Genomic DNA, 21746 nt, shown 5'->3' with positions numbered 1-21746 from the left:
GCAGGGCGCGACCGGCGCGTCAGCTGACCAGGGCCTGGGTCGCGGACTCCTTGAGCTTGGCGTTCGCCCACCGCATCTGCCGCAGGGTGTCGGGGTGGCAGCGCCGGGCCAGCTCGAACAGCTCCCGCCGCCGGGCTCCCTGCGCGGCCTGGGCGAGCAGCTCCCAGTCCAGCGAGACCCCCGCGGCCTCCCGGTGGACGTGCCGCAGGTCGGCGAGCAGCAGCAGCCCCGGCTCGGACCGGCGCCGCAGCAGGTCGGCCGTCGTCTGCCGGAGCGTCTCCAGGACCCCCGGGTCGCCCGGCGGCTCCGGGTCGAGGTCGACGCCGAAGTCGCGGCCGACCCGTGCCAGCTCGGTGACGTGCCGCTGCGACCAGGCGGCGACGTCCCGGGCGACGTGGAAGACCTCGTGGTCGGAGGCGTGCCGGTCCGAGACGGCGAGCAGCGTGCGCGCCAGCCCGGTCTCGGACCGGTGCAGCTCCTCGATCGCCAGTCCCAGCTTCACCGGACCCCCTCCCGCTCCTCCACGAGCGCCGCGTCGCCGCCGCGGGTGGGCGGCACGTCCGCCGCGACCGGCCGCGAACCGGTGGTGGTCGGCGCCGGGGCCGGCGTGCCGTCGGAGGCGGCCAGCCGGGTCACCGCGGCGGCCGCCGTCTTGAAGATCGGCTGCTTGGACACCGGGTCCCAGTCGGTCGGGGTGAGCTGGTTGGCGGCCCGGTCCGGCTCCTCTCCGCCGGCCCGGTCCCAGTACCCGTAGTGGAACGGCAGGAACAGCACCCCCGGCCGGATGCCGCTCACCCGCAGCCGCGCCTCGACCCGGCCGCGCGGGGTGGACACCTCGAGCAGGTCGCCCTCGCCCCAGCCGCGGTCGGCGGCGTCGGAGGCCGACATCTCCACCCAGACCTCCGGCGCGGCGGCCCGCAGCTGCGGCGCCCGGCCGGTCTTGGTGCGGGTGTGGAACTGGTAGAGGGTCCGGCCGGTGACCAGCTGGAACGGGTGCTCCTGGTCGGGCAGCTCGTGGGGCGGGACGTACTCGGCCGCCTTGAGCACCGCCTTCCCCTCGGGGTTGAGCGCGCGGTACTCGGTCTCGTCGAGCGGGGCGCCGGTGACCATGTCGCGGCCGTAGCTCTCGCAGTACTCGGGGTGCGCGGAGAACCGGCCGTCGGCGTAGAGCCGCTCGGTGCCCTCGGGCGCGTCCTCGGTGACCGGCCACTGGATGCCGTTGCGTTCGCGCAGCTTCGTGTAGGACAGGCCGCTGTAGTCGCAAGGCCGGCCGCGGGAGCACTCCTTCCAGCCCTCGAAGGCGCCCTCGGGGTCGTCCCACTTCACCAGCGGGGCGCCGTCCTTGTCCCGCAGGTCCAGCCGGCGGGCGAAGTCGACGAGGACGTCCAGGTCGGGCCGGGCCTCCCCCGGCGGGTCGACCGCCTTCTCCGACAGGTGCACGGTCCGGTCGGCGTTGGTGAACGTGCCGGTCTTCTCGCCCCACAGGGCCGCGGGCAGGACGACGTCGGCCAGCTGGGCGGTCTCGGTCAGGAAGGCGTCCTGCACGACGAGGAACAGCCGCTCCTGGGCCAGGATCGAGCGGATCCGCCCCAGCTCGGGCAGCGACACCGCGGGGTTGGTCGCCTGCACCCACAGGAACCGCAGCGACCCCTCCTCGGCGTGCCGGAACACCTGCATCGCGTGCGTCGGCGGCGAGTAGGAGGGGATGTCGAACGGGTCGAGGTTCCAGACCCGGGCCAGGTCGGCGACCTGGGCGTCGTCGGACCAGTTGCGGAAGCCGGCGAGGTCGCCGTCCGCCCCGGCCTCGCGGGTGTTCTCCGCGGTGGGCTGGCCGTTCATCTGCAGGATCCCGCAGCCGGGCCTGCCGAGCATGCCTCGTACCAGGTTGAGGTTGTTGACCTGCACGGCGGCCGCGGTGGCCTGGTGCGACTGGTAGAAGCCCTGCAGCACGGTGGACAGCAGCCGCTCGGCCGTCCCGAGGACGCGGGCGGCCTCCCGGATCCGCGCGGCCGGGACGTCGCACACCTGCTCGGCCACCTCGGGCGGGTAGTCGCGGACCCGCTCCGCCAGCTCGTCGAACCCGACGGTGTGCGCCTCGACGTAGTCCCGGTCGACCCACCCGCGGGCGATGACCTCGTGCAGCAGCGCGTTCATCAGCACGACGTTGGTGCCCGGCCGCGGCGCGAGGTGCACGGTCGCCGCGCGGGCCACCGGCGTCTCCCGCGGGTCGACGCACACGATCGCCGGCGGGTGGGGGCCGGCCAGCCGGTCGAGGATCCGGGCCCACAGCACGGTCTGGGTCTCGGCGACGTTGTGCCCGAACAGCGCGATGACGTCGGCGTGGTCCACGTCGGCGTAGGAGCCGGGCTGGCCGTCGCAGGCGAAGGTCTCCTTGAGCGCCGCCGCGGCGGTGGCGGTGCACAGCCGGGTGTTGCCGTCGACGTGGTTGGTGCCGATGCCGCCGTGGGCGATGAGCCCGAGCGTGTAGTACTCCTCGAGGAACAGCTGGCCGGACGTGTAGAAGCCGATCGCGCTGGCGCCCTGCTCGTCGAGCAGGTCCCGGCACCGGCCCACGACGGCGTCCATCGCGGTGTCCCAGTCGGTCTCGACCAGGTCGCCGTCCCGCCGGACCAGCGGCCGGGTCAGCCGCTCGGGCGAGGAGTTGGCCTGCCAGCCGAACAGGTCCTTCGGGTCGAGCCGGCCGTGGTTGACCCGGTCCTCGGCACGGCCGCGGACGCCGACGACGCGGCCGTCCTTGACCGCGATGTCCAGGCCGTCCCCGTTGCTGTGCAGGACCGCCGCCGAGGGCACCCAGCGGTCGACGTCGTCCTCGGTCAGGCCGTCGGCGAGGTGGGTGTCCACCCGCACCGGCCAGGTCTCCCCCGGCCCGTACGGCGTCCTCGTCCCCCACGGCTCGGCGATCCGGTCGATGCGCGCCATGCGAGGTCCTCTCGTCGGTGCCGGGCGGTCCGCAGGGGCCATCTCCGCGGGCCGGTGCCGTCAAACGGCCTGCCGGACGGGGCACCGACCGGTTCGGCCGGATGACCGGGGGTAACCCCGCCGCGGGTCGAGCCGCGGCCCCGCAGCCCCGGCTCCCGGAGGTCCCGCAGACGTGTCCGACACGCCCACCCCCGAGCTGCAGACCATGCCGCTCGGCCTGTACGACCTGGTCACCTACTCGATCGCCGGCGCGGGCCTCGCCCTGGTCGCCTACCTCCTCTACTCGTGGACCAGCCGGGACGAGGTCGGTGCCCGCTACCGCCCCGCCGTGCTCGCCGGCCTGTGCGTCGCCGGTGTCGCCGCGCTGTCGTACCTGGTGCTGTACCTCACGTGGGACACCGGCTTCGACCTGCGGGACGGCGTCCTCGTCCCCAACGCGGAGGCGCGCGCGACGCTGTACCCGCGCTACGCCGACTGGTCGGTGACCGTCCCGCTGCTGACCGCGGAACTGCTGGCCGTCTGCTCGCTCACCGGGGCCCGGGCGCGCACCCTGCGGTTCACCACGATGGCCGCGGCCTTCCTCATGATCCTCACCGGCTTCCTGGGCAGCCAGGTGCTGGCGCAGGGCCGCGACGTCGGCGCGCTGGTGCTGTGGGGCTGCATCAGCACCGTCTTCTACGCCTACCTGTACGTCGCGCTGATCGGCGCCGTCCGCGCCTCGACCGGCTCGATGAGCGTCGAGGCCGGGACCAGCCTGCGCAACGCGGCGATCGTGCTGCTGGCCGCCTTCGGCGTCTACCCGCTGGTCTACGCCGTCCCGGTGTTCGTCGACGTCACGCCCGCCTGGCTCACCGGCATGCAGGTGGCCTACTCCGCCGCCGACGTGCTGGCCAAGGTCGGCTTCGGCGTGCTGGTGCACAAGGTGGCCAAGCTGCGCACCGCCGAGGACGTCGCCGCCGGCGTCGACACCCACCCGGAGTCGGTGTGGGTGAGCAACGTGCACCAGAGCGAGGCCGTGCTGCCGGGCACGCAGGCCGAGCACCGCAGCACCCGCTTCGAGGACAACACCGTCGACGACGCCCCGGTGTTCGCCACGCACCCGGCCTACCCGCACGAGCACCACGAGGTCGAGCACCTGCCCGAGCGGGACCCCGGCAGCCGGGTCTCCGCCGGCCGGTACGGGGGCGCCTGGACGGCCGACCGGACCTGACCGTGCCGTCGCCCGAGGGACCGCTCGCGGCTCCCGCGCGGGCCGCCACCGCCGTCTCGCTGACCGCGGTGGCGGCAGTGGTGGCCGTCGAGGTCACCGTCGGCTGGGGAGACCTGGCCTGGCTGCCGCTGGTGGCGGGCCTGCTGCTGGGCCTCCCGCACGGGGCGGTCGACCACCTGGTGCCCGGCTCCCGGCTGCCGCGGCCGGCGCTGGTCGCGCTCGGCTACGCCGCCGTGGCCGCCGCCGGGTGGCTGCTGTTCCGGGCGGCGCCGGGGCCGGGGCTGCTGGTCTTCGTGCTCGTGGCGACCTGGCACTTCGGCACCGGGGAGACCGCCTTCGCCGACCTGCGGGCGGGCCGCCCGGTGCACCGGCAGGCGACGGCGTCGGCGGTGCTGGGCGCGCTGGTGCTGCTCGTCCCCCTGGCGCGCGGGGCGCACGAGGCGGCGCCGGTCGTGGCCGCGGTCGTGCCCGGGAGCAGCGGCGTCCTGCCGGCCGCCGTCGTGGCGACGGTGCTGGTCACGGTGCTCCCGGCGGCCGCCGCGCTGGCCGCGGAGCGGCTGCTGGCCGGGCGGTGGCTGGAGGCCGCCGAGGTCGCCGCCCTGCTGGTGCTCGTCCTCGTCGTCCCGCCGTTCGCGGCCTTCGGCGCGTGGTTCGGCTGCTGGCACGCCGTCCGCCACGTCGCCCGCCTCGTCGCCGCGGACCCGGCGGACGCGGACGACCTGGCCCGCGGCCGGCTCGGCGCCCCGCTGCGCCGGTTCGCCGCCGCCGCGGCGCTGCCCACCGTCGCGGTGCTCGCGGTGCTGGCGCTGCTGTGGCCGGCCGCGGGAGGCTGGCGCGGGTCCCTGGCCACCGCCCTGCCGGTCCTGGCGGCGCTCACGCTCCCGCACGCGCTCGTCGTCGCCCGGCTCGACCGGACGGCGCGCCGGGACCCACCGCCCGGGACGGCGCCCGCCGCCCCGGCCCGACGCAGGGAACGGAGACCGACGTGACCGCCGCCGCCCAGATGCTCGACACCTACCCGGCCGACCTCGGCGGCATCGACCGCGAACGGCTGACCGCCTGCATCGAGGCGTGCGTCGAGTGCGCGCAGGCGTGCACCGCGTGCGCCGACGCCTGCCTGTCCGAGGAGATGGTCGCCGAGCTCCGGAAGTGCATCCGCACGAACCTGGACTGCGCCGACGTCTGCGAGGCCACCGGGCGGGTGCTGTCCCGGCACACCGGGTACGACGCGAACCTCACCCGCACCGTCCTCGAGGCGTGCGCCGCCGCCTGCCGCGCCTGCGGCGACGAGTGCGCCTCCCACTCCGGGATGCACGAGCACTGCCGGGTCTGCGCGGAGTCCTGCCGGCGCTGCGAGCAGGCCTGCCGCGACCTGGTCGCCACCCTCGGCTGACCGGCCCGCGGGCGCATGGCAGCGTGTGCTCCCGTGGTGAACGTCCTCTCCATCCAGTCGCACGTCGCCTACGGCCACGTGGGCAACTCCTCGGCGGTCTTCCCGCTGCAGCGCCTCGGCGTCGAGGTCTGGCCGGTGCACACCGTGCAGTTCTCCAACCACACCGGCTACGGCGCGTGGACCGGGCGGGTGTTCGACGGCCAGGCGATCGAGGAGGTCGTCGACGGCATCGCCGACCGCGGCGTGCTGGGCACCGCCGACGCCGTCCTGTCCGGTTACCTCGGCTCGGCCGACATCGGCCACGCCGTGGTCGGCACGGTGGGGCGGGTGCGCGCGGCCAACCCCGACGCCGTGTACGCCTGCGACCCGGTCATCGGCGACGTCGGCCGCGGCGTGTTCGTGCGGCCGGGCATCGAGGAGTTCATGCGCGAGGTCGCCGTCCCGGCGGCCGACGTCGTCACCCCCAACCACTACGAGCTCGACCTGCTCGCGCGGACGACGACCCGCACGCTCGCCGAGGTGCAGGACGCCGTCGCCGCGGTGCAGGCGCTGGGCCCGCGGGTGGTGCTGACGACGTCGCTGGTCGCCGACGACACCCCCGACGACGCCGTCGACCTGCTCGCCTCCGAGGGCGGCCGCCACTTCCGCGTGCGCACGCCGCGGCTGTCGGTGTCGGTCAACGGCGCCGGCGACGCGATCGCGGCGCTGTTCCTCGCGCACTGGCTGGACACCCGCTCCGCCGGCGAGGCGCTCGGCCGGGCCGCGGCCAGCGTCTGGGGGCTGCTGCGGCGCACCGAGGAGGCCGGCTCGCGGGAGATCCTGCTGGTCGCCGCCCAGGACGAGTTCGTGTCCCCGTCGCGGACCTTCCCCGTCGACGAGGTCTGACGGAGGACCACCCCTCCTCTCACCCAGCGAGCGGGCCCGCACCGACCTAGCGTCCCCCCGTGGACCTGTTCCGGACGAAGTCGGTGGAGGCCGTCCGCGCGGACGCCGGGGACGACGAGGGGGCGCCCGACGGCGGCGGGCACCTGCGCAAGCGGCTGTCCGCGAGACACCTGGTCGGGTTCGGCATCGGCATCGTCATCGGCACCGGGATCTTCACGCTCACCGGCGTGACGGCGAAGAACAGCGCCGGCCCGGCGGTGGTGGTCTCCTTCGCCGTCGCCGGGCTGGTCGCCCTGCTCGCGGCGGTCTGCTACGCCGAGCTGGCCTCGGCCGTGCCGACGGCGGGGAGCGCGTACACCTACACCTACGCCACGGTCGGCGAGGTCGTCGCCTGGATCATCGGCTGGGACCTGTTCCTCGAGTTCGCCCTCGGCGCGGCCGTGGTCGCCCGCGGCTGGTCGGGCTACGTCGGCAACCTGCTGGACCTGCCGCCGTCGCTGTTCGGCGAGACCGCCACGGTGAACCTGGGCGCGGCGGCGATCGTCGTCGTCCTGACGCTCGTGGCGGTGCTGGGCATCCGCGAGTCGGCGCGGGTCACCGGCGTGCTCGTCGTCGTCAAGGTCGCCGTCTGCCTGTTCGTCATCCTGGCCGGGGTCTGGTTCGTCCGCGGCGCCAACCTCACCCCGTTCGTGCCGCCGTCGGAGCCGGCCGAGAGCGGCAGCGGGCTGACCCGGCCGCTCATCGAGGTGATCGCCGGCCTGGAGCCGGTCGCGTTCGGCGTCGGCGGGGTGCTCACCGCCGCGGCCGTCGTCTTCTTCGCCTACACCGGCTTCGAGGCGGTGGCCAACCTGTCGGAGGAGACCCGGCGCCCGGCGCGGGACGTGCCGCTCGGCCTGCTCGGCACCCTCGGGCTGGCCACGGCGCTCTACGTGGGCGTCGCGTTCGTCGTCGTCGGGATGGTCGAGTACACCGACATCGACGAGGGCGCGCCGATCGCCGACGCGTTCGACCAGGTGGGGCTGGGCTGGGCGTCGTCGCTGGTGTCGATCGCCGCGGTGGCCGGGCTGACCTCGGTGATCCTGGTCGACCTGATCACCATCGGCCGGATCGGGTTCGCCATGGGCCGCGACGGGCTGCTGCCGCCGGCGGTGGCCCGGGTCAGCCCGCGCAGCGGCGTCCCGGCGCGGGTCACGCTGCTGTTCGCCGTCCTGGTGCTGGTGCTGGCGACGTTCGTGCCGCTCGGGACGCTGGCCGACCTGGTCAGCATCGGCACCCTGTTCGCCTTCCTGCTGGTGGCGGTCGCGGTGCCGGTGCTGCGCCGCACCCGCCCGCAGCTCGAGCGGCCCTTCCGGGTGCCCTTCTCCCCCGTGCTGCCGGCCCTCGCCGCGCTGGCCTGCCTCTACCTGATGCTCAACCTGAGCATCGAGACGTGGCTGCGGTTCCTGGCCTGGCTCGCGCTCGGGATGCTGGTGTACGTGGCCTACGGCTACCGGCACTCCCGGGTCCGTCTGGCCGCACGGGAGCGGGCCGCCGAGCGGGCGTGACCGCCCGGCGGCGTGCCCGACACGCGTGCGACGGGCGGCCCGGGCGAGGACGATGGGCTCATGACCGCTGAGGACCGGGCGCGGGAGGCCGCCGAGCGCGCGGAGGCGGCCGGCCGGCGCACCCGCGAGCTGGCCGACCGGCTGCTCCGCCTGGACTCGGGCCAGGTCCCGTCCGAGCACGACGTCCGGGCGGCGCAGGAGGCGGCCGAGGACTCCGCCGCCCGCGCGGAGGCGGCCCACCGCCGCGCCGCCGCGCGGCACGAGCACTCCTCGCAGCTGCACGAGCGCACGGCCCGGCTGCACGACGCCGCCGCCGACCGCGGCATCGGCGACGCCGCGGAGCACCGCCGCCAGGCGGCCCACCACCGCGACGAGGCCGAGGAGGACCGGCGGCAGGCGACCACCGACGCCGGGAGGGCCGGCCGGGAGTCCTCGCCGTGAGCACCGACCCGCTGCACCCGCTGCCGGCCCCGCGCGTCGTCGACGACCTCGCCGAGCTCGCCGTCGCGCACGAGGAGCTGCGGGTCGCCGAGGAGGAGCTGCGCGCGCAGCAGGAGGAGATCGCCCGGCTGGTCGAGCGCTTCGACGGCGAGCGCCGGTGGCACGAGCACGTCGCCGCGGTCCTGCCGGTCGGACTGTTCGTCACCGACGGCACGGGCAAGCTGGTGGAGGTCAACCCGGCGCTGGCCGCACTCGTCGGGGTCTCCGTCGCCCGGCTCGCCGGCAAGCCGCTGACCGTCTACCTCGAGCCCCGGGACGTGCCCGGCCTCCGGTCCGCGCTGCGCGGGCTCGGGTCGGGGCAGGCCGCCGAGTACCGCGCCCCGGTCACCGTCCGCGGTCGCAGTGGCGCGAGCGCCGCGGGGCAGCTGTTCGGCGCGCCGGACGTGGTCGACCCGGACCCGCTGCGGGCGCGGATCCGCTGGGTGCTGGTCACCGACGACAGCGGCATCCCGCTCGGCCCGCCCGAGGTCCCCGGCGGCGCGTCCGCCGCCCGCGACGCGGAGGGCACGCCGGTCACCGTGGCCGAGGCGCTCACCCAGCTGACCCGGCTGGCCGGCACCGACGGGGACCGCCGGCAGCTGCTCGGCCGGATGGCGGCGCTCGCCCGGACCGCCGTCCCGGCGGCGAACTGGGTGAGCATCACCATCGGCTCCCCCGCGGCGCCGCGGTTCCTCGGCAGCGACTCCACGGTCGCCCAGGAGGCAGACGGGCGGCAGATGCGCGCCGAGCAGGGCCCCTGCCTGGACGCCGCCGCCACCGGTGAGGTCGTCGCCACCGGTGACCTGCGCACCGACCCCCGCTGGCCGGCGCTGGCCCGGCTCGCCGCGGTCGGCCCGGTGCGCAGCGTCCTCGCCGTGCCGCTGGCGCTGACCGGCGAGCCGACCGGCGTGCTCAACGTCTACTCGCCCCGGGCCGACGCCTTCGGGTCCGCGGACCGGCGGATCGCCGAGCTGGTGGCGGTGGCGCTCGCGGCCGTGCTGCAGGAGGTCAGCGAGCGGGAGGCGCTGCACCGGCTCACCGCCAACCTCGAGCAGGCGCTGGCCTCGCGGGCGGTCATCGACCAGGCCAAGGGCGTGCTCATGGGCCGGCTCGGCGTCGGCGCCGACGACGCGTTCGCCCGGTTGGTCACCCTGAGCAACCGGCTCAACGTCAAGGTCCGCGACCTCGCCCAGCTCGTGGTCGAGGGACACGCCGACGAGGTCATCGCCGCCGCGCACTGATCAGTCGACGGGGTCCATGAGGACGACGGCGCCGCCCTGCCCGGCGCCGGGTGCGAAGGCGCTCACCGTCACCCGGACCTGCACCGGCCGCCCCCGCCGGTTGACCGCGCGCAGCTCCACGGTCTCGTGGGAGGACCCCTCGCCGGCCACCTGGCGGCGCAGCAGCGGGTGCAGGCTCGACACGGGCAGACCGATGTCCAGGTTGAGCAGGTACTGGCCGCTGACCTCGTCCTGGCGCAGGCCCCACAGGTCCTCGGCCGCGGCGTTCCACGCCAGCACCCGCAGGTCCCGGTCCACGACGACGACGCCGGCGCGGAAGCTGGAGAGCACGCCGGTCATGAACTCGTTGAGCGTGGCGACCTCGTCGGTGCTGGCGCGCAGCTCCTCGTTGGTCGTGTGGAGCTCGTCGTTCATCGACTGGAGCTCCTCGTTCATCGTCTCCAGCTCCTCGTTGGTCGACTGGAGCTCCTCGTTGGTGGTCTCCAGCTCCTCGACCGTCGACTGCAGCTCCTCGTTGGTGGTCTCCAGCTCCTCGTTGGTCGACTGCAGCTCCTCGTAGGCGGTCTCCAGCTGCCGGTTGGCGTACTCCAGCTCCCGCTGCAGCCGCCGGTAGGGGGTGACGTCCTCGAACACGACCGTGACGCCGAGCGGGCTGCCGTCCTCGCGGGACAGGGGGACCACCTGGACGTCGAAGACGAGGGCCTCCGTGCCCGCCTGGTGCCGCTCCACGCCGCGCAGCCACACGGCGCGCCGGCTGCTCACCGCCTCGGCGATCGCGCCGCGCAGCTCGACCGGGCGGTAGGACACCTCGAGGTCCTGGAACGGCCGGCCGACGTCGCGCTCGTCGACGTGGAACAGCCGCTGGGCGTGGTGGTTGACCAGGGCCAGCCGGCCGTCGGCGTCGAGGACCAGCTGCGCGCCCGGGGAGGCGAGCATCGCCTGGCGCCGCAGCCGGGACAGGTCGCCGATCCCGCCGTCGAGGTCGCTGCGCGGAACGGCCGGGACCGCCCGGCGCTCGGTCTGCCCCCCGCCGTCGCGCTTCCGGAAGAACCGGCGGGTGAGGTCGACCGGGACGAACAACTGGGCGTGGGAGAGCAGCATCTCGGCCTTGCCGAGGAAGAGCAGCCCGTGCGGGGCGAGCGCGAAGTGCAGCCGGCCGAGGATGCGGTTCTGCGTCTCCGCGTTGAAGTACATGAGCGTGTTGCGGCACAGCAGCAGGTCCACGTGCGAGATGGGCGCGTCCTGCACGAGGTCGTTGCGGCCGAAGATGACCGAGCGCCGCAGGTCCTTGCGGAAGGCGAACCGGGTGCCCTCCTGGGTGAAGTACCGCTCCACCTGCTCGGGCATCAGGCCCGCCATCTCGCGCTCGGTGAACAGCGCCTGGCGGGCCTGGGCCAGCGCCTCCTCGTCGACGTCGGTGGCGTAGATCTTCACCCGCTCGCGGAACTCGTCGATGCCGAGCGCCTCGGCCAGCAGGATCGCGAGGCTGTAGGCCTCCTGGCCCGACGCGGAGCCCGCGCTCCACACCCGGATCCGCGGGCCGGCCGAGGCCAGCAGGCCCGGCAGCAGCTGGTCGCGCAGGTGGTCCCAGGCCGGGCGGTCGCGGAAGAAGCTCGTGACGTTGATGAGGATCGTGTTGAACAGCGGCGCGAACTCGTCGGGGTGGACCTCGAGGAAGTCCTGGTACTCGGCGACCGACGTCGTGCCGACCTCGGCCATGCGCCGGCGCACCCGGCGGACCAGGCTCGGCCGCTTGTAGCCGGTGAAGTCGAAGCCGCGCCGCTCGCGCAGGTACACCAGCAGCGACTCGAAGTCGGGGTCGACGCCGGCCGCGGCGTCGACGAAGGCGTCGGGCTCGGCGTCGTCGGGCTCGGCGTCGTCGACCAGCAGGTCGTCGTCCTCCGCCGCGTCGCGGGCGGGCAGGTCGTCGGTCGTCACGTCGCCTCCGCCCGGGTCGGGGGTCGTCCCGTCGTCGGTCACCGGGTCCCCGTCCCGCCGTCTCTCCTCGGCCACGGGTCAGGCCCCCGCCGCGCCCGCAGCGGGGTCGCCGAGCCCGTCGTCGACCTGGTCCGGGACGCCCTCGCCGTTCAGCGCACCGCGCTCGAGCAGGTCCCGCAGCAGCGCGGCGGCCCCCAGCGCCTCGTCGTGCCGGCGCCGGAAGGCGAGCGCGCTGTGCCGGTGTCCGCCGTCCTCCGCGCGCAGGCCCATGCGCAGGCTCAGCGCCGCCTGCTCCTCCAGGCCGCGCAGCGCCATCCACAGCGCGCCCTCCAGCGCCTGCGCCTGCTCGGCGGCCAGCGCCTCGGGCGACCAGGCGTGGCCGACGCGGCACCGGTACCGCTCCATGCCGCCCTCGCTGATCGAGAACAGCGCGCCGTGGCAGCTGGGGCAGCCGAAGCCCGACGGCGTCCCCGGCCGCGCGTCCTCGTCCATCGCCTCGCCGTCGAGTCGGGCCATCTCCGTCTCCGTCGTCATGAGGGGGGTGGGTGCCGGGGCGACGGCGTCGACCTCCTCGCGCACCAGCCGGTCCAACAGCTGGGGCAGCTCGGCGAGTGCGGCGACGTGGTCGGCCCCGCCGACCTCCACCGCGTGCAGCGGCATGCTCGGGTAGAGGGCCTCCCCCGGGTCCTGCGCGACGGTCGCCCCGCCCCGGGCGCGGACGGCGATCGTGCCCGCGGTGCCGTCGTCGAGCGCGCCGGACAGGACGACCGAGACCACCCGGGGGCCGTGCGCGCGGGCGGCCGAGCGGAACAGGACGTCGACCGCCGGCCGGCAGCCGTTCTCGCGCGGTCCCCGGGAGAGCCGCACGTGGCCGTCGGCCACCATCAGGTGCCGGTCCGGCACGGCGACGACGACCGTGCCGGGCTCCAGCCGCATCCCGTCCTCGGCCGCGGACACCCGCAGCGCGGACACCCGCGCGAGGATGGCCGGCAGCGCGCTGCGGCCGCTGGAGGGCATGTGCAGCACCACCAGGACCGCGGCGGGCAGGTCCTGCGGGAGGCCGGCGAGCAGGTCGCGCAGCGCCTCGACGCCGCCGGCCGAGGCGCCGATCACCACCAGGTCGCGGTGCATCCGGTACCGCCTCCTCCGTGCCGGACGCCCTCCTGGCTCACGGGGGCGTCAACGGAACCGTAGTTGCCTCCCGGCCGGCTGACCGCGTGGCGTGCGCGGGTCGCCCGCGAGGATGTCGTCATGGACCTCAACGCCGACCTCGGGGAGTCCTTCGGTGCGTGGACCCTCGGCGACGACGCCGCGATGCTGCAGGTGGTGACCAGCGCGAACGTCGCCTGCGGCTTCCACGCCGGCGACCCGCTGACGCTGCGGCGGGTGTGCGCGCAGGCCGCGGACGCCGGCGTCGCGATCGGGGCGCAGGTGTCCTACCGGGACCTCGCCGGCTTCGGCCGCCGGTTCCTCGACGCCGCGCCCGACGAGCTCGCCGCCGACGTGCTCTACCAGCTCGGCGCGCTCGACGGCCTGGCGCGGGTGGCGGGGACGCGGGTGCGCTACGTCAAGCCGCACGGGGCGCTGTACAACGCGGTCGTCGCGCACGAGGAGCAGGCCGCGGCCGTGGTGTCCGCCGTCGCCGCGTACGACAGGTCGCTGCCCGTGCTGGGGCTGCCGGGCTCGGTGTTCCTGCGGCTGGCCGGCGAGGCGGGGCTGCCCACGGTGGCCGAGGCGTTCGCCGACCGCGCCTACACCCCGGCCGGCACGCTGGTCCCCCGCCGGCAGCCGGGTGCGGTGCTCACCGATGCCGGCGAGATCGCCCGGCGGTGCGTGGCGATGGCCGCCGGGGAGCCGGTGACCGACGTCGACGGCGGCCCGCTGGTGCTGGCGCCGGACTCGATCTGCGTGCACGGCGACACCCCGGGCGCGGTGGCGATCGCCCGGGAGGTGCGGGCGGCGCTCACCGGCGCCGGCGTCGCGCTGGCGCCGTTCGCCTGATGCGCGTCCTGCCGAGCGGGTCGTCCGCGCTGCTGGTGGAGCTCGACGACCTCGACGCCGTCCTCGGCTTCTGCGCCGCGCTGCGCGACCGGGCGCTGCCTGGCGTCGTCGACGTCGTCCCGGCCGCGCGGACGGTGCTGGTGGTGGCCGACGGCGACCTCGCCGACGTGCGGGCCGCGCTCGAGCGGCTGCCGTGGCGGCCCGGCCGGGCGGGCACCGGCGAGCGGGTCGAGCTGCCGGTCCGCTACGACGGCGCCGACCTCGCCGACGTCGCGGAGCTGCTCGGCACCGACCCCGACGGCGTCGTCGCGGCGCACAGCGGACGGGAGTGGACCGTGGCGTTCTGCGGCTTCTCGCCGGGGTTCGGCTACTGCGTCCCCGACGGGCCGCCCTGGGACGTGCCGCGGCTGGCCACCCCGCGCACCCGGGTGCCGGCCGGGTCGGTGGCGCTGGCCGGCGGGTTCACCGGGGTCTACCCGAGCGCGTCGCCGGGCGGGTGGCGGCTGGTCGGGCGCACCGACGTCGCGGTGTTCGACCTGGCCCGCGACCCGGCCGCGCTGCTGCGCCCGGGCGTGCGGGTGCGGTTCGTGCCGTGCTGACCGTGCTGTCCCCCGGCCCGCTGACCACGGTGCAGGACCGCGGCCGGCCCGGGCTCGGCGGGATCGGCGTGGGCCGGTCGGGGGCCGCCGACCGCGCCGCGGCCGCGCTGGCGAACCGGCTGGTGGGCAACCACCCCGCGGCCGCGGTGCTGGAGGTGACCCTCGGCGGGCTGGTCGTGCGCGCCGGGGCGGACCTGCTCGTCGTCACCACGGGCGCGCGGTGCCCGGGGTCGCCGGTGCACGCCGCGCCCGGCCTGCTCCGCGCCGGGGCGACGCTGGCGCTCGGGACGCCGGCCGCCGGGCTGCGGACCTACCTCGCCGTCCGCGGCGGGATCGCCGTCCCGCCGGTGCTGGGCTCGCGGTCCACCGACGTGCTCTCCGGCCTGGGCCCGGCGCCGCTGCGCGCCGGTGACGTCCTGCCGGTCGGGGACGACGCCGGCCCGCTGCCCGGCGTCGACCTCGCGCCGGTCGCCGACCCGCCCGCCGGGGAGGTGACCGTGCGGCTGCTGCCCGGCCCGCGCGCCGACTGGCTGACGGGGGCGGCGCTGGACGCGCTCGGGACGGCCGCGTGGACGGTCACCGCGGAGAGCAACCGGGTGGGGCTGCGGCTGGCCGGCCCGTGGCTGGACCGCGCGGTCGGGGGCGAGCTGGCCAGCGAGGGGCTGGTCCGCGGCGCGGTGCAGGTGCCGCCGTCCGGGCAGCCGGTGCTGTTCCTCGCCGACGCGCCGGTGACCGGCGGCTACCCGGTGGCCGGCTACGTCGCCGACGGCGACGTCGACCGCTGCGCGCAGCTGCGCCCGGGGCAGTCGCTGCGGCTCCGGCGCTAGGCGCGCAGCAGCGTGACGTCGACGGTCAGGGTGCGGAACGGGTTAGGCAGGCCGAGGGCGGCGGCGCGTTCGGCGTCGTCGACCTCGGGCACGTCCCGGACGAGGCTCTCCTTGACCCCGAACACCGCGTCGGAGTCGAGGTAGGGGCTGTCGGCGACGAACACGTGCGTGGTCACCGGCCGGTACCCCGGCGCCGCGGCGATGACGTGCAGGTGCGCGGGCCGGTTGGGGTGCCGACCGGTGGCGGCGAGCAGCTGCCCGACCGGTCCGTCGTCGGGGATGGGGTACCAGCGCGGGACGACCGAGCGGAACCAGAAGCGGCCGTCGTCGTCGGCGGTGAACAGCCCGCGCAGGTTGCCCGGCGGCTGGACGTCCGGCTGCTGGACGTCGTAGAAGCCGTCCGCGTTGGCCTGCCAGACGTCGACGGTGGCGCCGGCCAGCGGCTCGCCGTCCGGGCCGGTGACCCGCCCCGAGACCAGGCACGGGGTGCCCCTCCCGTCGAGGGCGATGTCGTCGCCGAGCTGCCGCTCCGGCGACTCGACCTGGTGGAAGGGGCCGAGCACGGTAGACTCGGTGCCGGTGCCGCCGCTGCGGTGGTTGATCGTCTCCACGAGCATCGAGACGCCGAGGACGTCGGAGAGCAGGACGAACTCCTGCCGCACGGCGTCGCTGGTGTGGCCGGTGCGGGTGAGGAAGTCGATCGCCGCGGCCCACTCCTCCTCGGTGAGCTCGACGTCCTTGACGAAGGCGTGCAGGTGACGGACCAGCGACGTCACCACCTGCCGCAGCCGGGGGTCCGGGGTGCCCGCGAAGCTGGCGGCGACGACGTCGGCCGAGCGCTCCTCGCTGAACAGCTCGTGCATGCCGGCCACTCTCCCGGGGCCGTGCACCTGCGCGGAAGTGCACGGCCCCGGGCGCTCAGAACGGGTAGGCGGGCAGGTCGCCGCGCAAGGTGACCCACTGGGTCTCGGTGAACGCCTCGATGTTGGCCTGCGGCCCGCCGTGCCGGGAGCCGGTGCCGGACGCGCCGACGCCGCCGAACGGGGCGACCGCCTCGTCGTTGACCGTCTGGTCGTTGATGTGCACGAGCCCGGACGGGATGCGCTCGGCGAGCTCGAGGCCGGCGTAGACGTCGCGGGTGAGGATGCCGAGGCTCAGGCCGTACTCGGTGCCGGCGGCGAGCTCGGCGACCTCGTCGAGGCTGGAGAACGGCGTCACCGGGGCGACCGGCCCGAAGATCTCCTCCTGGTAGGCCGGGTGGTCGATCGCGACGCCGCCGAGGACGGTCGGCCGGTAGAACAGCCCCTCGTAGGTGCCGCCGGTGCGCACGGTGGCGCCCCGGTCGACGCTGGCGGTGACCAGGCCGTGCACGCGGTCGCGCTGCCCGGCGTCGATGAGCGGGCCGAGCGCCACCTGCTCGCGGAACGGGTCACCGACCGGCAGCTTCTCGACCTTCTCGGTGAGGACGGCGGTGTACTCCTCGGCGATCGACTCGTGCACCAGGTGGCGGCTGGTGGCCATGCAGATCTGGCCCTGGTGGCTGAACGTGCCCCAGGCGCCGACGCCGGCCGCCGCGGTGACGTCGACGTCGGGCAGCACGATCAGCGCGGAGTTGCCGCCGAGCTCCAGGTGCGCGCGCTTGAGGTGCTGCCCGGCGAGCGCGCCGACGGCCCGGCCGGCCCTCGTCGAGCCGGTGAAGGCGATGACCCGCACCTGCGGCGCGGTGACCAGCGCCTCGCCGACGTCGGCGCCACCGGGCAGGACCTGGAAGACGCCGGCCGGCAGCCCGGCCTCCTCGAAGACGCGGGCGAAGACGGCGCCGCCGGAGATGGCCGTGCGCGGGTCGGGCTTGAGGACGACGGCGTTGCCGAGCGCCAGCGCCGGGGCGATCGCGCGAATGGCGAGGATGGTCGGCACGTTGAACGGCGCGATGACGCCGACGACGCCGGCCGGGACGCGGCGGGCGAAGCTCAGCCGCGGGGCGCCGGTGCGCAGCAGCTCCCCGTAGGGGTGGCTCGGCAGGGCGGAGGCCTCGTAGCACTCCTGGGCGCTGGTGTGGACCTGGAAGTCGCCGAACGGCTGGATCGCGCCGGACTCGCGGGCCAGCCAGCCCTTGATCTCGTCGGCGGCGTCCTCGAGCACCTGGCCGGCCCGGCGCAGGACCCGCGCGCGCTCCTCGAACGGGGCGGCGGCCCAGGCGCGCTGGGCTGCCGCCGCCCGCTCGGCTGCCGCGTGGACGTCCTCGGGGGTCGCCTTCCCCACCGGCGCGATGACGTCACCGGTGGCCGGCTCCACCGCGTCGTACGTGCCGCCGGACCCGTCGGTCCAGGCGCCGGTCCAGACCTTGCCCTGCCACGCGCCGTCGTCCAGGAGTGCCACGTCGTCCCTCTCTCGCGTCCTGCTGCTGGTCCCGCTGCTTCCCGTTGCGCCTGCGATCCTGGCGGAGGTGTCCCGTGACCGCCGCACAAGGGGTCGACGAGGTCTGTGGACGAGCCGCTGAGCTGGGGATTCGCGCTGCACGAGGCTGTTAGATCCACTGGGCTTCGATCATGTGTCCGGGTGGGCCGGGCGGCGGTGGCGTCCTCGACGAGGTCGCCGCGCTGGTCGCCGAGCGCAACCGGATCGACGCCCGGCTGGCCCGCGCGGTGCGGGCGGCGGAGCTGTCCCAGGCGCCGGAGCGCGACGGGCTGAGGTCGATGGCGTCGTGGCTGCGCGGGCACTGCCGGCTGTCGACGGCGGAGGCGTCGCGCCTGGTGCGCGCCGGGCGGGCCATGGAGCACCTGCCGGCGCTGGCCGAGGCCCACGACGCCGGACTGGTCACCGCCGAGCAGGTGGCCAGGGCTGCTGAGGCGGTGACCCCGGAGCGGCTGGCCTCCGCTGGCGAGCAGGGCGTGGACCTGACCGTGGTCGACGCGGTGTCCACCGGGGTGGCGGTCCAGCAGCCGCACGCCGACCTCGTCGCGGTGGTCCAGCACTACCTCGACGCCCTCGCCGCCGGGTCGCTGCCGCAGCTGCGCGGGCACAAGCCGCAGGTCGCCGTCGTCGTGGACCTGGCGGACCTGGTCGACCCGCACGGGCGTCCGGACGCCGGGCGGATGGGCTTCGGCGCCACCGTCTCCGCCGCCCGGGCCCGGTGGCTGGCCTGCGACGGCGCGGTGTCCCGGGTGGTGTCCGGCCCCGACGGCGCCCCGCTGGAGAACTCGGCGCTGCTGTGCGAACGCCACCACACCGAGGTCCACCACGGCTTCCGGGTCGAGCGGCGACCGGACGGCCGATGGCGCACCCACCGGCCCGACGGCACCGAGATCACCACCCCGGCACCCCTGCTCGCCCCCGCCGCCTGAGCGCGTCCCGGGGCCCGGCCCGCCCTCCCGCCGTCAGGTCTCGGACCAGACGCCGAGCCGGTTGCCGCTCGGGTCGGTGAAGGAGAACCGGCGCCCGCCGGGGAACGCGTACGGGCCGTCGACGACGCGGCCGCCGGCGCTCGTGACGGCGTCCACGGAGGCGTCCAGGTCGGCGGAGTACAGCAGCACGAGCGGGCCACCGGCGCGCACCTCGTCCTCCAGGCGCAGGCCGCCGACCTCCTCCGCCGGGTCGTCGGGGTCCTGGATGCCGGCTTAGCCGGGGCCGTAGTCGGTGAACCGCCAGCCGAAGGCGTCGGCGTAGAAGCGCCGGGTCCGGTCGAGGTCGGTCACGGCGAGCTCGACGTAGTCGATGGCGTGGTGCCGGTGCCGGTGCGAGGAGTCGGCCATGCCCGGCAGACTGCACCCGCGCAGTGACGGGACACGGCACCACCGGGAGGCGGGCGGCAACCGGAGCGCTCCTCCCCGTGACGACGCACCGCGCCCCTGGAACGCCTCCGCGGCACGCCCCCGGACGGCCCGGCACCGTCCCGTCCCCCACCTACCGTCCTGCTCATGAGGGCCGGAGGAGTGCAGGCGGGAGGGGCGTACCTGGACGGGATCCGGAGCCGGCTGCTGCTCGCGGTCCTCGTCGGCCTGGGCGCGGCGCTCCTCCACCACTGGCTCGACGACGAGGTCACCGCGACGGTCCTCGTCGGGCTCGTCACCGTCGCCGCGATCGCCCTGACGCCCAGCCCCCCGGAGCCCGCGGGAGGGGACTGAGGGCCCGGGTCAGCCGGCGCGCATCTCCTCCAGGATCGGGCCGGCGACCTTGAAGGCGTGGTTGGCGGCCGGGACGCCGGCGTAGACGGCGGCGTGCTGGACGACCTCGGCGATCTGGTCCTCGGTCAGGCCGTTGTGCACCGCGGCGCGCACGTGCAGCGCGAACTCGTCCCAGTGCCGCAGCGCGATGCAGATCGACAGCGTGGCGATGCTGCGCTCGCGCCGCTCGAGGCCCGGCCGCTGCCAGACGTCGCCCCACGCCACCCGGGTGATGAAGTCCTGGAACCCGGCGGTGAACGGCGTCGTGTTCGCGACCGCCCGGTCCACCCAGCTGTCGCCGAGCACCTCGCGCCGGGTGCGCATCCCCGCCTCGCGGCGGGCCTCGTCGGTGGTGAGGTCGTCCGGGTCGAGCGGCGCGTCGCTCACGCGTGACCCCCGGCGGCGTCGAGGTGGCCGAGCAGGGCGCCGGTGACCTCCAGCGGCTGCTCCAGGTTGGGCAGGTGCGCGCCCGGGCTGACCGACAGCAGCGAGGCGCCGGCGATCCCGTCGGCGATCAGCTGCTGGTGCGGCGGTGGCAGCGCCGGGTCCTCCGCGCCGGACACCACCAGCGTGGGCGCGGTGATCCGCGCGAGGTCCTCGCGGGCGTCGAAGTGCCCGACCGCCTCGCAGCAGCCGGCGTACCCCTCGTCGTCGGCGCCGGCGATCATCGCCTCCAGCCGCGCCACCAGGTCCGGGTGCTGCGCGGCGTAGGCCGGGGTCAGCCAGCGGCTCACGATCGCCGGCGCGAGCGGCGCGGTCCCGCCGGAGCGGGCCTGCACCGCCCGGTCGAGGAAGCCCTGCGGCTCCGGCCTCGCCGAGGTGCACAGCAGCGCCAGCCGGCCCACCCGCTCGGGCTCGCGCGCGGCCAGCCGCATCGCCGTCATCCCGCCCAGGGACAGGCCCGCCACGTGCGCGCGCCGCACCCGGAGCCGGTCCAGCAGCGCGAGGACGTCGTCGACCAGGTCGTCGACGGTGTACGGCCCGGCCGGCGCGGGCGACTCCCCGTGCCCCCGGGTGTCGTAGGTGACCACGCGGTAGCGCTCGGCCAGGGCCGGCACCTGCGGGTCCCACATCCCCCGGGTGGCGCCCAGCGAGTTGGACAGGACGACGACCGGCGCGTCGGCCGGCCCGTCCTCGGTGTAGCTGACCTCGACCGCGGTCACGGTGCCCCTTCCACCAGCTGCTCGTGCTCGGCCAGCGCGGCGTCCACCTGCGCGCCGGCCTCCCCCACGTCCGGCGCGGCCGCGGCCAGCACCGCGGCGACGTCGACGTCGGTCCGCGTGGCCACCACCTCGGCCAGCGTCCGGCCCGTCTCGCGCGCGTGCCGCGCCGCCTCCGCGGCCGCGTCGTGCGCCGCCGCCCGCCCCAGCGCCGGCGTCAGCGCCTCGGCCAGCGCGCCGGCCAGCGACCCCTCGCCGGCCGCGGACACCGCCTCGGCCATCCGGCCGACGTCGGGCCGCAGCCCGCGCAGGCTCTCCGCCAGCCAGGACGCGGCCGACCCGACGGTGACGAGCAGCTCGGTCAGCGTCGGCCACTCGCTGTGCCACGCGCCGGCGGCCCGCTCGTGCTCCTGCTCCATCGCGCCCAGCAGCGTCGCCACCAGGCCCGGGGCCCGCCGCGCGCACGCCCGCGCCGAGATCGCCGCCACCGGGTTGCGCTTGTGCGGCATCGCCGACGACCCGCCCCGCGCCTGACCAGCGGGGCCCTCGCCGATCTCCGCGACCTCGGCCACCTCCGACTGGGCCAGCAGCACCACGTCGACGGCGACCGTCGCCACCACGCCGGCGGCCGCGCCCAGCGCCCCGGCGAGGTCGGCCACCGGCAGCCGCGTGGTGAACCACGGCACGGCGGACGCGACGAGCCCCAGCTCCGCCGCCAGCGCCGCCCGCACCGCCGTCCCGGCGCCCCGCGACGCCGCCAGCGTCCCGACCGCGCCGCCGTACTGCACCGGCAGCGAGGCGACCACCTCGGCCAGCCGCAGCCGCGCGCCGTCCAGCCCGGCGAGCCACGTGGCGGCCTTGAGCCCGAACGTCGTCGGCACCGCCTGCTGCATCAGCGTCCGGCCGACGACCACGTCGTCGCGGTGCGCCCGCGCCAGCGCCGCGCAGGAGTCCGCCGCCACGGCCAGGTCGGCGTCCAGCGCCGCCACCGCCCGCCGGGCGAGCAGCAGCAGCGCGGTGTCGAGCACGTCCTGGCTGGTGGCGCCGACGTGCACGGCGACGGCGTCGCGCTCCCCCACCGCGGCCTGCAGCGCCCGCACCAGCGGCGGCACCGGGTTGCCGGCGTCGGCGGCGTGCGCGACGACGGCCGCGAGGTCCAGCTGCGAGGGGTCGGCGCAGGCGGCGGTCACGGCGTCGGCGGCCGTCGCGGGCACCAGGCCCGCCGCGGCGGCGGCGCGGGCGAGGGCGGCCTCGACCTCCAGCAGCGCGCGGAACCAGGCGTCGTCGGACACGGCCGCCGCCGCACCGCCGCGGGCGAAGGTGCCGGCGAACAGACCTGTCACGGCGTCCTTCCTACCGGCGGCC

The 21746-nt window shown here is 76.3% G+C and carries 21 protein-coding genes and 1 pseudogene; 12 read left to right on the top strand and 10 right to left on the bottom strand.

The window, feature by feature from the left end:
- Positions 1-19: 19 nt before the first annotated feature.
- Positions 20-502: a hypothetical protein gene (locus ACI8AB_RS08050; RefSeq protein WP_387990053.1), complete on the bottom strand. Its 483-nt coding sequence runs from the start codon at positions 500-502 to the stop codon at positions 20-22.
- On the bottom strand, positions 499-2940 hold the full coding sequence (locus ACI8AB_RS08045; protein ID WP_456949680.1) for a molybdopterin oxidoreductase family protein: 2442 nt from the start codon (positions 2938-2940) through the stop codon (positions 499-501). Before ACI8AB_RS08045 ends, ACI8AB_RS08050 begins: the two co-directional genes overlap by 4 nt.
- A 172-nt stretch (positions 2941-3112) precedes the next feature.
- On the opposite strand from ACI8AB_RS08045, the gene ACI8AB_RS08040 reads away from it, so the two are divergent.
- The 7 genes from ACI8AB_RS08040 to ACI8AB_RS08010 are packed head-to-tail and all read left to right on the top strand — an operon-like array spanning position 3113 to position 9693.
- Positions 3113-4150, top strand: coding sequence for a bacteriorhodopsin (locus ACI8AB_RS08040; protein ID WP_456949679.1), 1038 nt, complete (start codon positions 3113-3115; stop codon positions 4148-4150).
- Between the two features lie 2 nt (positions 4151-4152).
- A complete protein-coding gene (locus ACI8AB_RS08035) occupies positions 4153-5139 on the top strand; it encodes a beta-carotene 15,15'-dioxygenase, Brp/Blh family (RefSeq protein WP_456949678.1) in 987 nt (328 codons plus the stop codon).
- Positions 5136-5543, top strand: a complete 408-nt coding sequence (locus ACI8AB_RS08030) for a four-helix bundle copper-binding protein (RefSeq protein WP_456949677.1) — start codon at positions 5136-5138, stop codon at positions 5541-5543. Before ACI8AB_RS08035 ends, ACI8AB_RS08030 begins: the two co-directional genes overlap by 4 nt.
- 36 nt (positions 5544-5579) lie before the next feature.
- Complete coding sequence (gene pdxY / locus ACI8AB_RS08025; RefSeq protein ID WP_456903069.1) at positions 5580-6428, top strand: pyridoxal kinase PdxY; 849 nt, start codon at positions 5580-5582, stop codon at positions 6426-6428.
- Positions 6429-6487: 59 nt separating this feature from the next.
- Positions 6488-7972: an amino acid permease gene (locus ACI8AB_RS08020; RefSeq protein ID WP_456949676.1), complete on the top strand. Its 1485-nt coding sequence runs from the start codon at positions 6488-6490 to the stop codon at positions 7970-7972.
- Positions 7973-8032: 60 nt separating this feature from the next.
- Positions 8033-8413: a hypothetical protein gene (locus ACI8AB_RS08015; RefSeq protein ID WP_456949675.1), complete on the top strand. Its 381-nt coding sequence runs from the start codon at positions 8033-8035 to the stop codon at positions 8411-8413.
- Positions 8410-9693 (top strand): ANTAR domain-containing protein, encoded by a 1284-nt coding sequence (locus ACI8AB_RS08010; protein WP_456949674.1) that lies wholly within the window; start codon positions 8410-8412, stop codon positions 9691-9693. The genes ACI8AB_RS08015 and ACI8AB_RS08010 overlap by 4 nt, the downstream gene beginning before the upstream one ends.
- Here the strand turns inward: ACI8AB_RS08010 and ACI8AB_RS08005 are convergent, their stop codons facing one another.
- Both ACI8AB_RS08005 and ACI8AB_RS08000 read right to left on the bottom strand, forming a co-directional pair.
- The gene (locus ACI8AB_RS08005) at positions 9694-11631 is read right to left on the bottom strand and encodes a CheR family methyltransferase (protein WP_456949673.1); all 1938 of its coding nucleotides are present in this window, start codon (positions 11629-11631) and stop codon (positions 9694-9696) included.
- Positions 11632-11709: 78 nt separating this feature from the next.
- A complete protein-coding gene (locus ACI8AB_RS08000; RefSeq protein ID WP_456949672.1) occupies positions 11710-12762 on the bottom strand; it encodes a chemotaxis protein CheB in 1053 nt (350 codons plus the stop codon).
- A 120-nt stretch (positions 12763-12882) separates the two neighbouring features.
- Here ACI8AB_RS08000 and ACI8AB_RS07995 point away from each other — a divergent pair, with 120 nt between their 5' ends.
- The 3 genes from ACI8AB_RS07995 to ACI8AB_RS07985 are packed head-to-tail and all read left to right on the top strand — an operon-like array spanning position 12883 to position 15058.
- Entirely contained in the window at positions 12883-13632 is a 750-nt protein-coding gene (locus tag ACI8AB_RS07995) for a LamB/YcsF family protein (RefSeq protein ID WP_456949671.1), read from the top strand.
- Positions 13632-14231 carry a 5-oxoprolinase subunit B family protein gene (locus tag ACI8AB_RS07990; RefSeq protein ID WP_456949670.1) on the top strand — a complete coding sequence of 200 codons (600 nt, stop codon included), beginning with the start codon at positions 13632-13634 and terminating at the stop codon, positions 14229-14231. The genes ACI8AB_RS07995 and ACI8AB_RS07990 overlap by 1 nt, the downstream gene beginning before the upstream one ends.
- The gene (locus ACI8AB_RS07985) at positions 14225-15058 is read left to right on the top strand and encodes a 5-oxoprolinase subunit C family protein (protein WP_456949669.1); all 834 of its coding nucleotides are present in this window, start codon (positions 14225-14227) and stop codon (positions 15056-15058) included. The genes ACI8AB_RS07990 and ACI8AB_RS07985 overlap by 7 nt, the downstream gene beginning before the upstream one ends.
- On the opposite strand, the gene ACI8AB_RS07980 is transcribed toward ACI8AB_RS07985, so the two are convergent.
- Both ACI8AB_RS07980 and ACI8AB_RS07975 read right to left on the bottom strand, forming a co-directional pair.
- Positions 15055-15921: an intradiol ring-cleavage dioxygenase gene (locus tag ACI8AB_RS07980; protein WP_456949668.1), complete on the bottom strand. Its 867-nt coding sequence runs from the start codon at positions 15919-15921 to the stop codon at positions 15055-15057. The genes ACI8AB_RS07985 and ACI8AB_RS07980 overlap by 4 nt on opposite strands.
- Before the next feature lie 55 nt (positions 15922-15976).
- A complete protein-coding gene (locus tag ACI8AB_RS07975) occupies positions 15977-17437 on the bottom strand; it encodes a benzaldehyde dehydrogenase (protein WP_456949667.1) in 1461 nt (486 codons plus the stop codon).
- A gap of 170 nt (positions 17438-17607) precedes the next feature.
- Here ACI8AB_RS07975 and ACI8AB_RS07970 point away from each other — a divergent pair, with 170 nt between their 5' ends.
- On the top strand, positions 17608-18402 hold the full coding sequence (locus ACI8AB_RS07970) for a DUF222 domain-containing protein (RefSeq protein WP_456949666.1): 795 nt from the start codon (positions 17608-17610) through the stop codon (positions 18400-18402).
- Positions 18403-18435: 33 nt separating this feature from the next.
- Here the strand turns inward: ACI8AB_RS07970 and ACI8AB_RS07965 are convergent.
- Positions 18436-18810, bottom strand: a pseudogene (locus ACI8AB_RS07965) (VOC family protein).
- 165 nt (positions 18811-18975) lie between these two features.
- Between ACI8AB_RS07965 and ACI8AB_RS07960 the strand changes: the two are divergent.
- Entirely contained in the window at positions 18976-19182 is a 207-nt protein-coding gene (locus ACI8AB_RS07960) for a hypothetical protein (protein WP_387990002.1), read from the top strand.
- Positions 19183-19191: 9 nt separating this feature from the next.
- Here ACI8AB_RS07960 and pcaC read toward each other — a convergent pair whose 3' ends face one another.
- Genes pcaC through pcaB form a run of 3 tightly spaced genes read right to left on the bottom strand, consistent with a single transcriptional unit; the run spans position 19192 to position 21724 of the window.
- Entirely contained in the window at positions 19192-19608 is a 417-nt protein-coding gene (pcaC, locus tag ACI8AB_RS07955) for a 4-carboxymuconolactone decarboxylase (RefSeq protein WP_456949665.1), read from the bottom strand.
- The gene (gene pcaD / locus ACI8AB_RS07950) at positions 19605-20384 is read right to left on the bottom strand and encodes a 3-oxoadipate enol-lactonase (protein ID WP_387989996.1); all 780 of its coding nucleotides are present in this window, start codon (positions 20382-20384) and stop codon (positions 19605-19607) included. Before pcaD ends, pcaC begins: the two co-directional genes overlap by 4 nt.
- Positions 20381-21724, bottom strand: coding sequence for a 3-carboxy-cis,cis-muconate cycloisomerase (gene pcaB / locus ACI8AB_RS07945; protein WP_456949664.1), 1344 nt, complete (start codon positions 21722-21724; stop codon positions 20381-20383). The genes pcaD and pcaB overlap by 4 nt, the downstream gene beginning before the upstream one ends.
- Positions 21725-21746 lie beyond the last annotated feature (22 nt).

Source organism: Geodermatophilus sp. SYSU D00698 (assembly GCF_054050335.1).
Note: the sequence above shows the minus strand (reverse complement) of the source record. Positions and strands in the feature narration are given on the sequence as shown.

Excerpts from the sequence above, each read along its gene's own strand:
- ACI8AB_RS08045 (WP_456949680.1), bottom strand. The coding sequence starts at position 2,940 with ATGGCGCGCATCGACCGGATCGCCGAGCCGTGGGGGACGAGGACGCCG.
- ACI8AB_RS08015 (WP_456949675.1), top strand. The coding sequence starts at position 8,033 with ATGACCGCTGAGGACCGGGCGCGGGAGGCCGCCGAGCGCGCGGAGGCG.
- ACI8AB_RS08000 (WP_456949672.1), bottom strand. The coding sequence starts at position 12,762 with ATGCACCGCGACCTGGTGGTGATCGGCGCCTCGGCCGGCGGCGTCGAG.
- ACI8AB_RS07995 (WP_456949671.1), top strand. The coding sequence starts at position 12,883 with ATGGACCTCAACGCCGACCTCGGGGAGTCCTTCGGTGCGTGGACCCTC.
- ACI8AB_RS07990 (WP_456949670.1), top strand. The coding sequence starts at position 13,632 with ATGCGCGTCCTGCCGAGCGGGTCGTCCGCGCTGCTGGTGGAGCTCGAC.
- ACI8AB_RS07980 (WP_456949668.1), bottom strand. The coding sequence starts at position 15,921 with ATGCACGAGCTGTTCAGCGAGGAGCGCTCGGCCGACGTCGTCGCCGCC.
- ACI8AB_RS07970 (WP_456949666.1), top strand. The coding sequence starts at position 17,608 with ATGTGTCCGGGTGGGCCGGGCGGCGGTGGCGTCCTCGACGAGGTCGCC.
- ACI8AB_RS07960 (WP_387990002.1), top strand. The coding sequence starts at position 18,976 with ATGAGGGCCGGAGGAGTGCAGGCGGGAGGGGCGTACCTGGACGGGATC.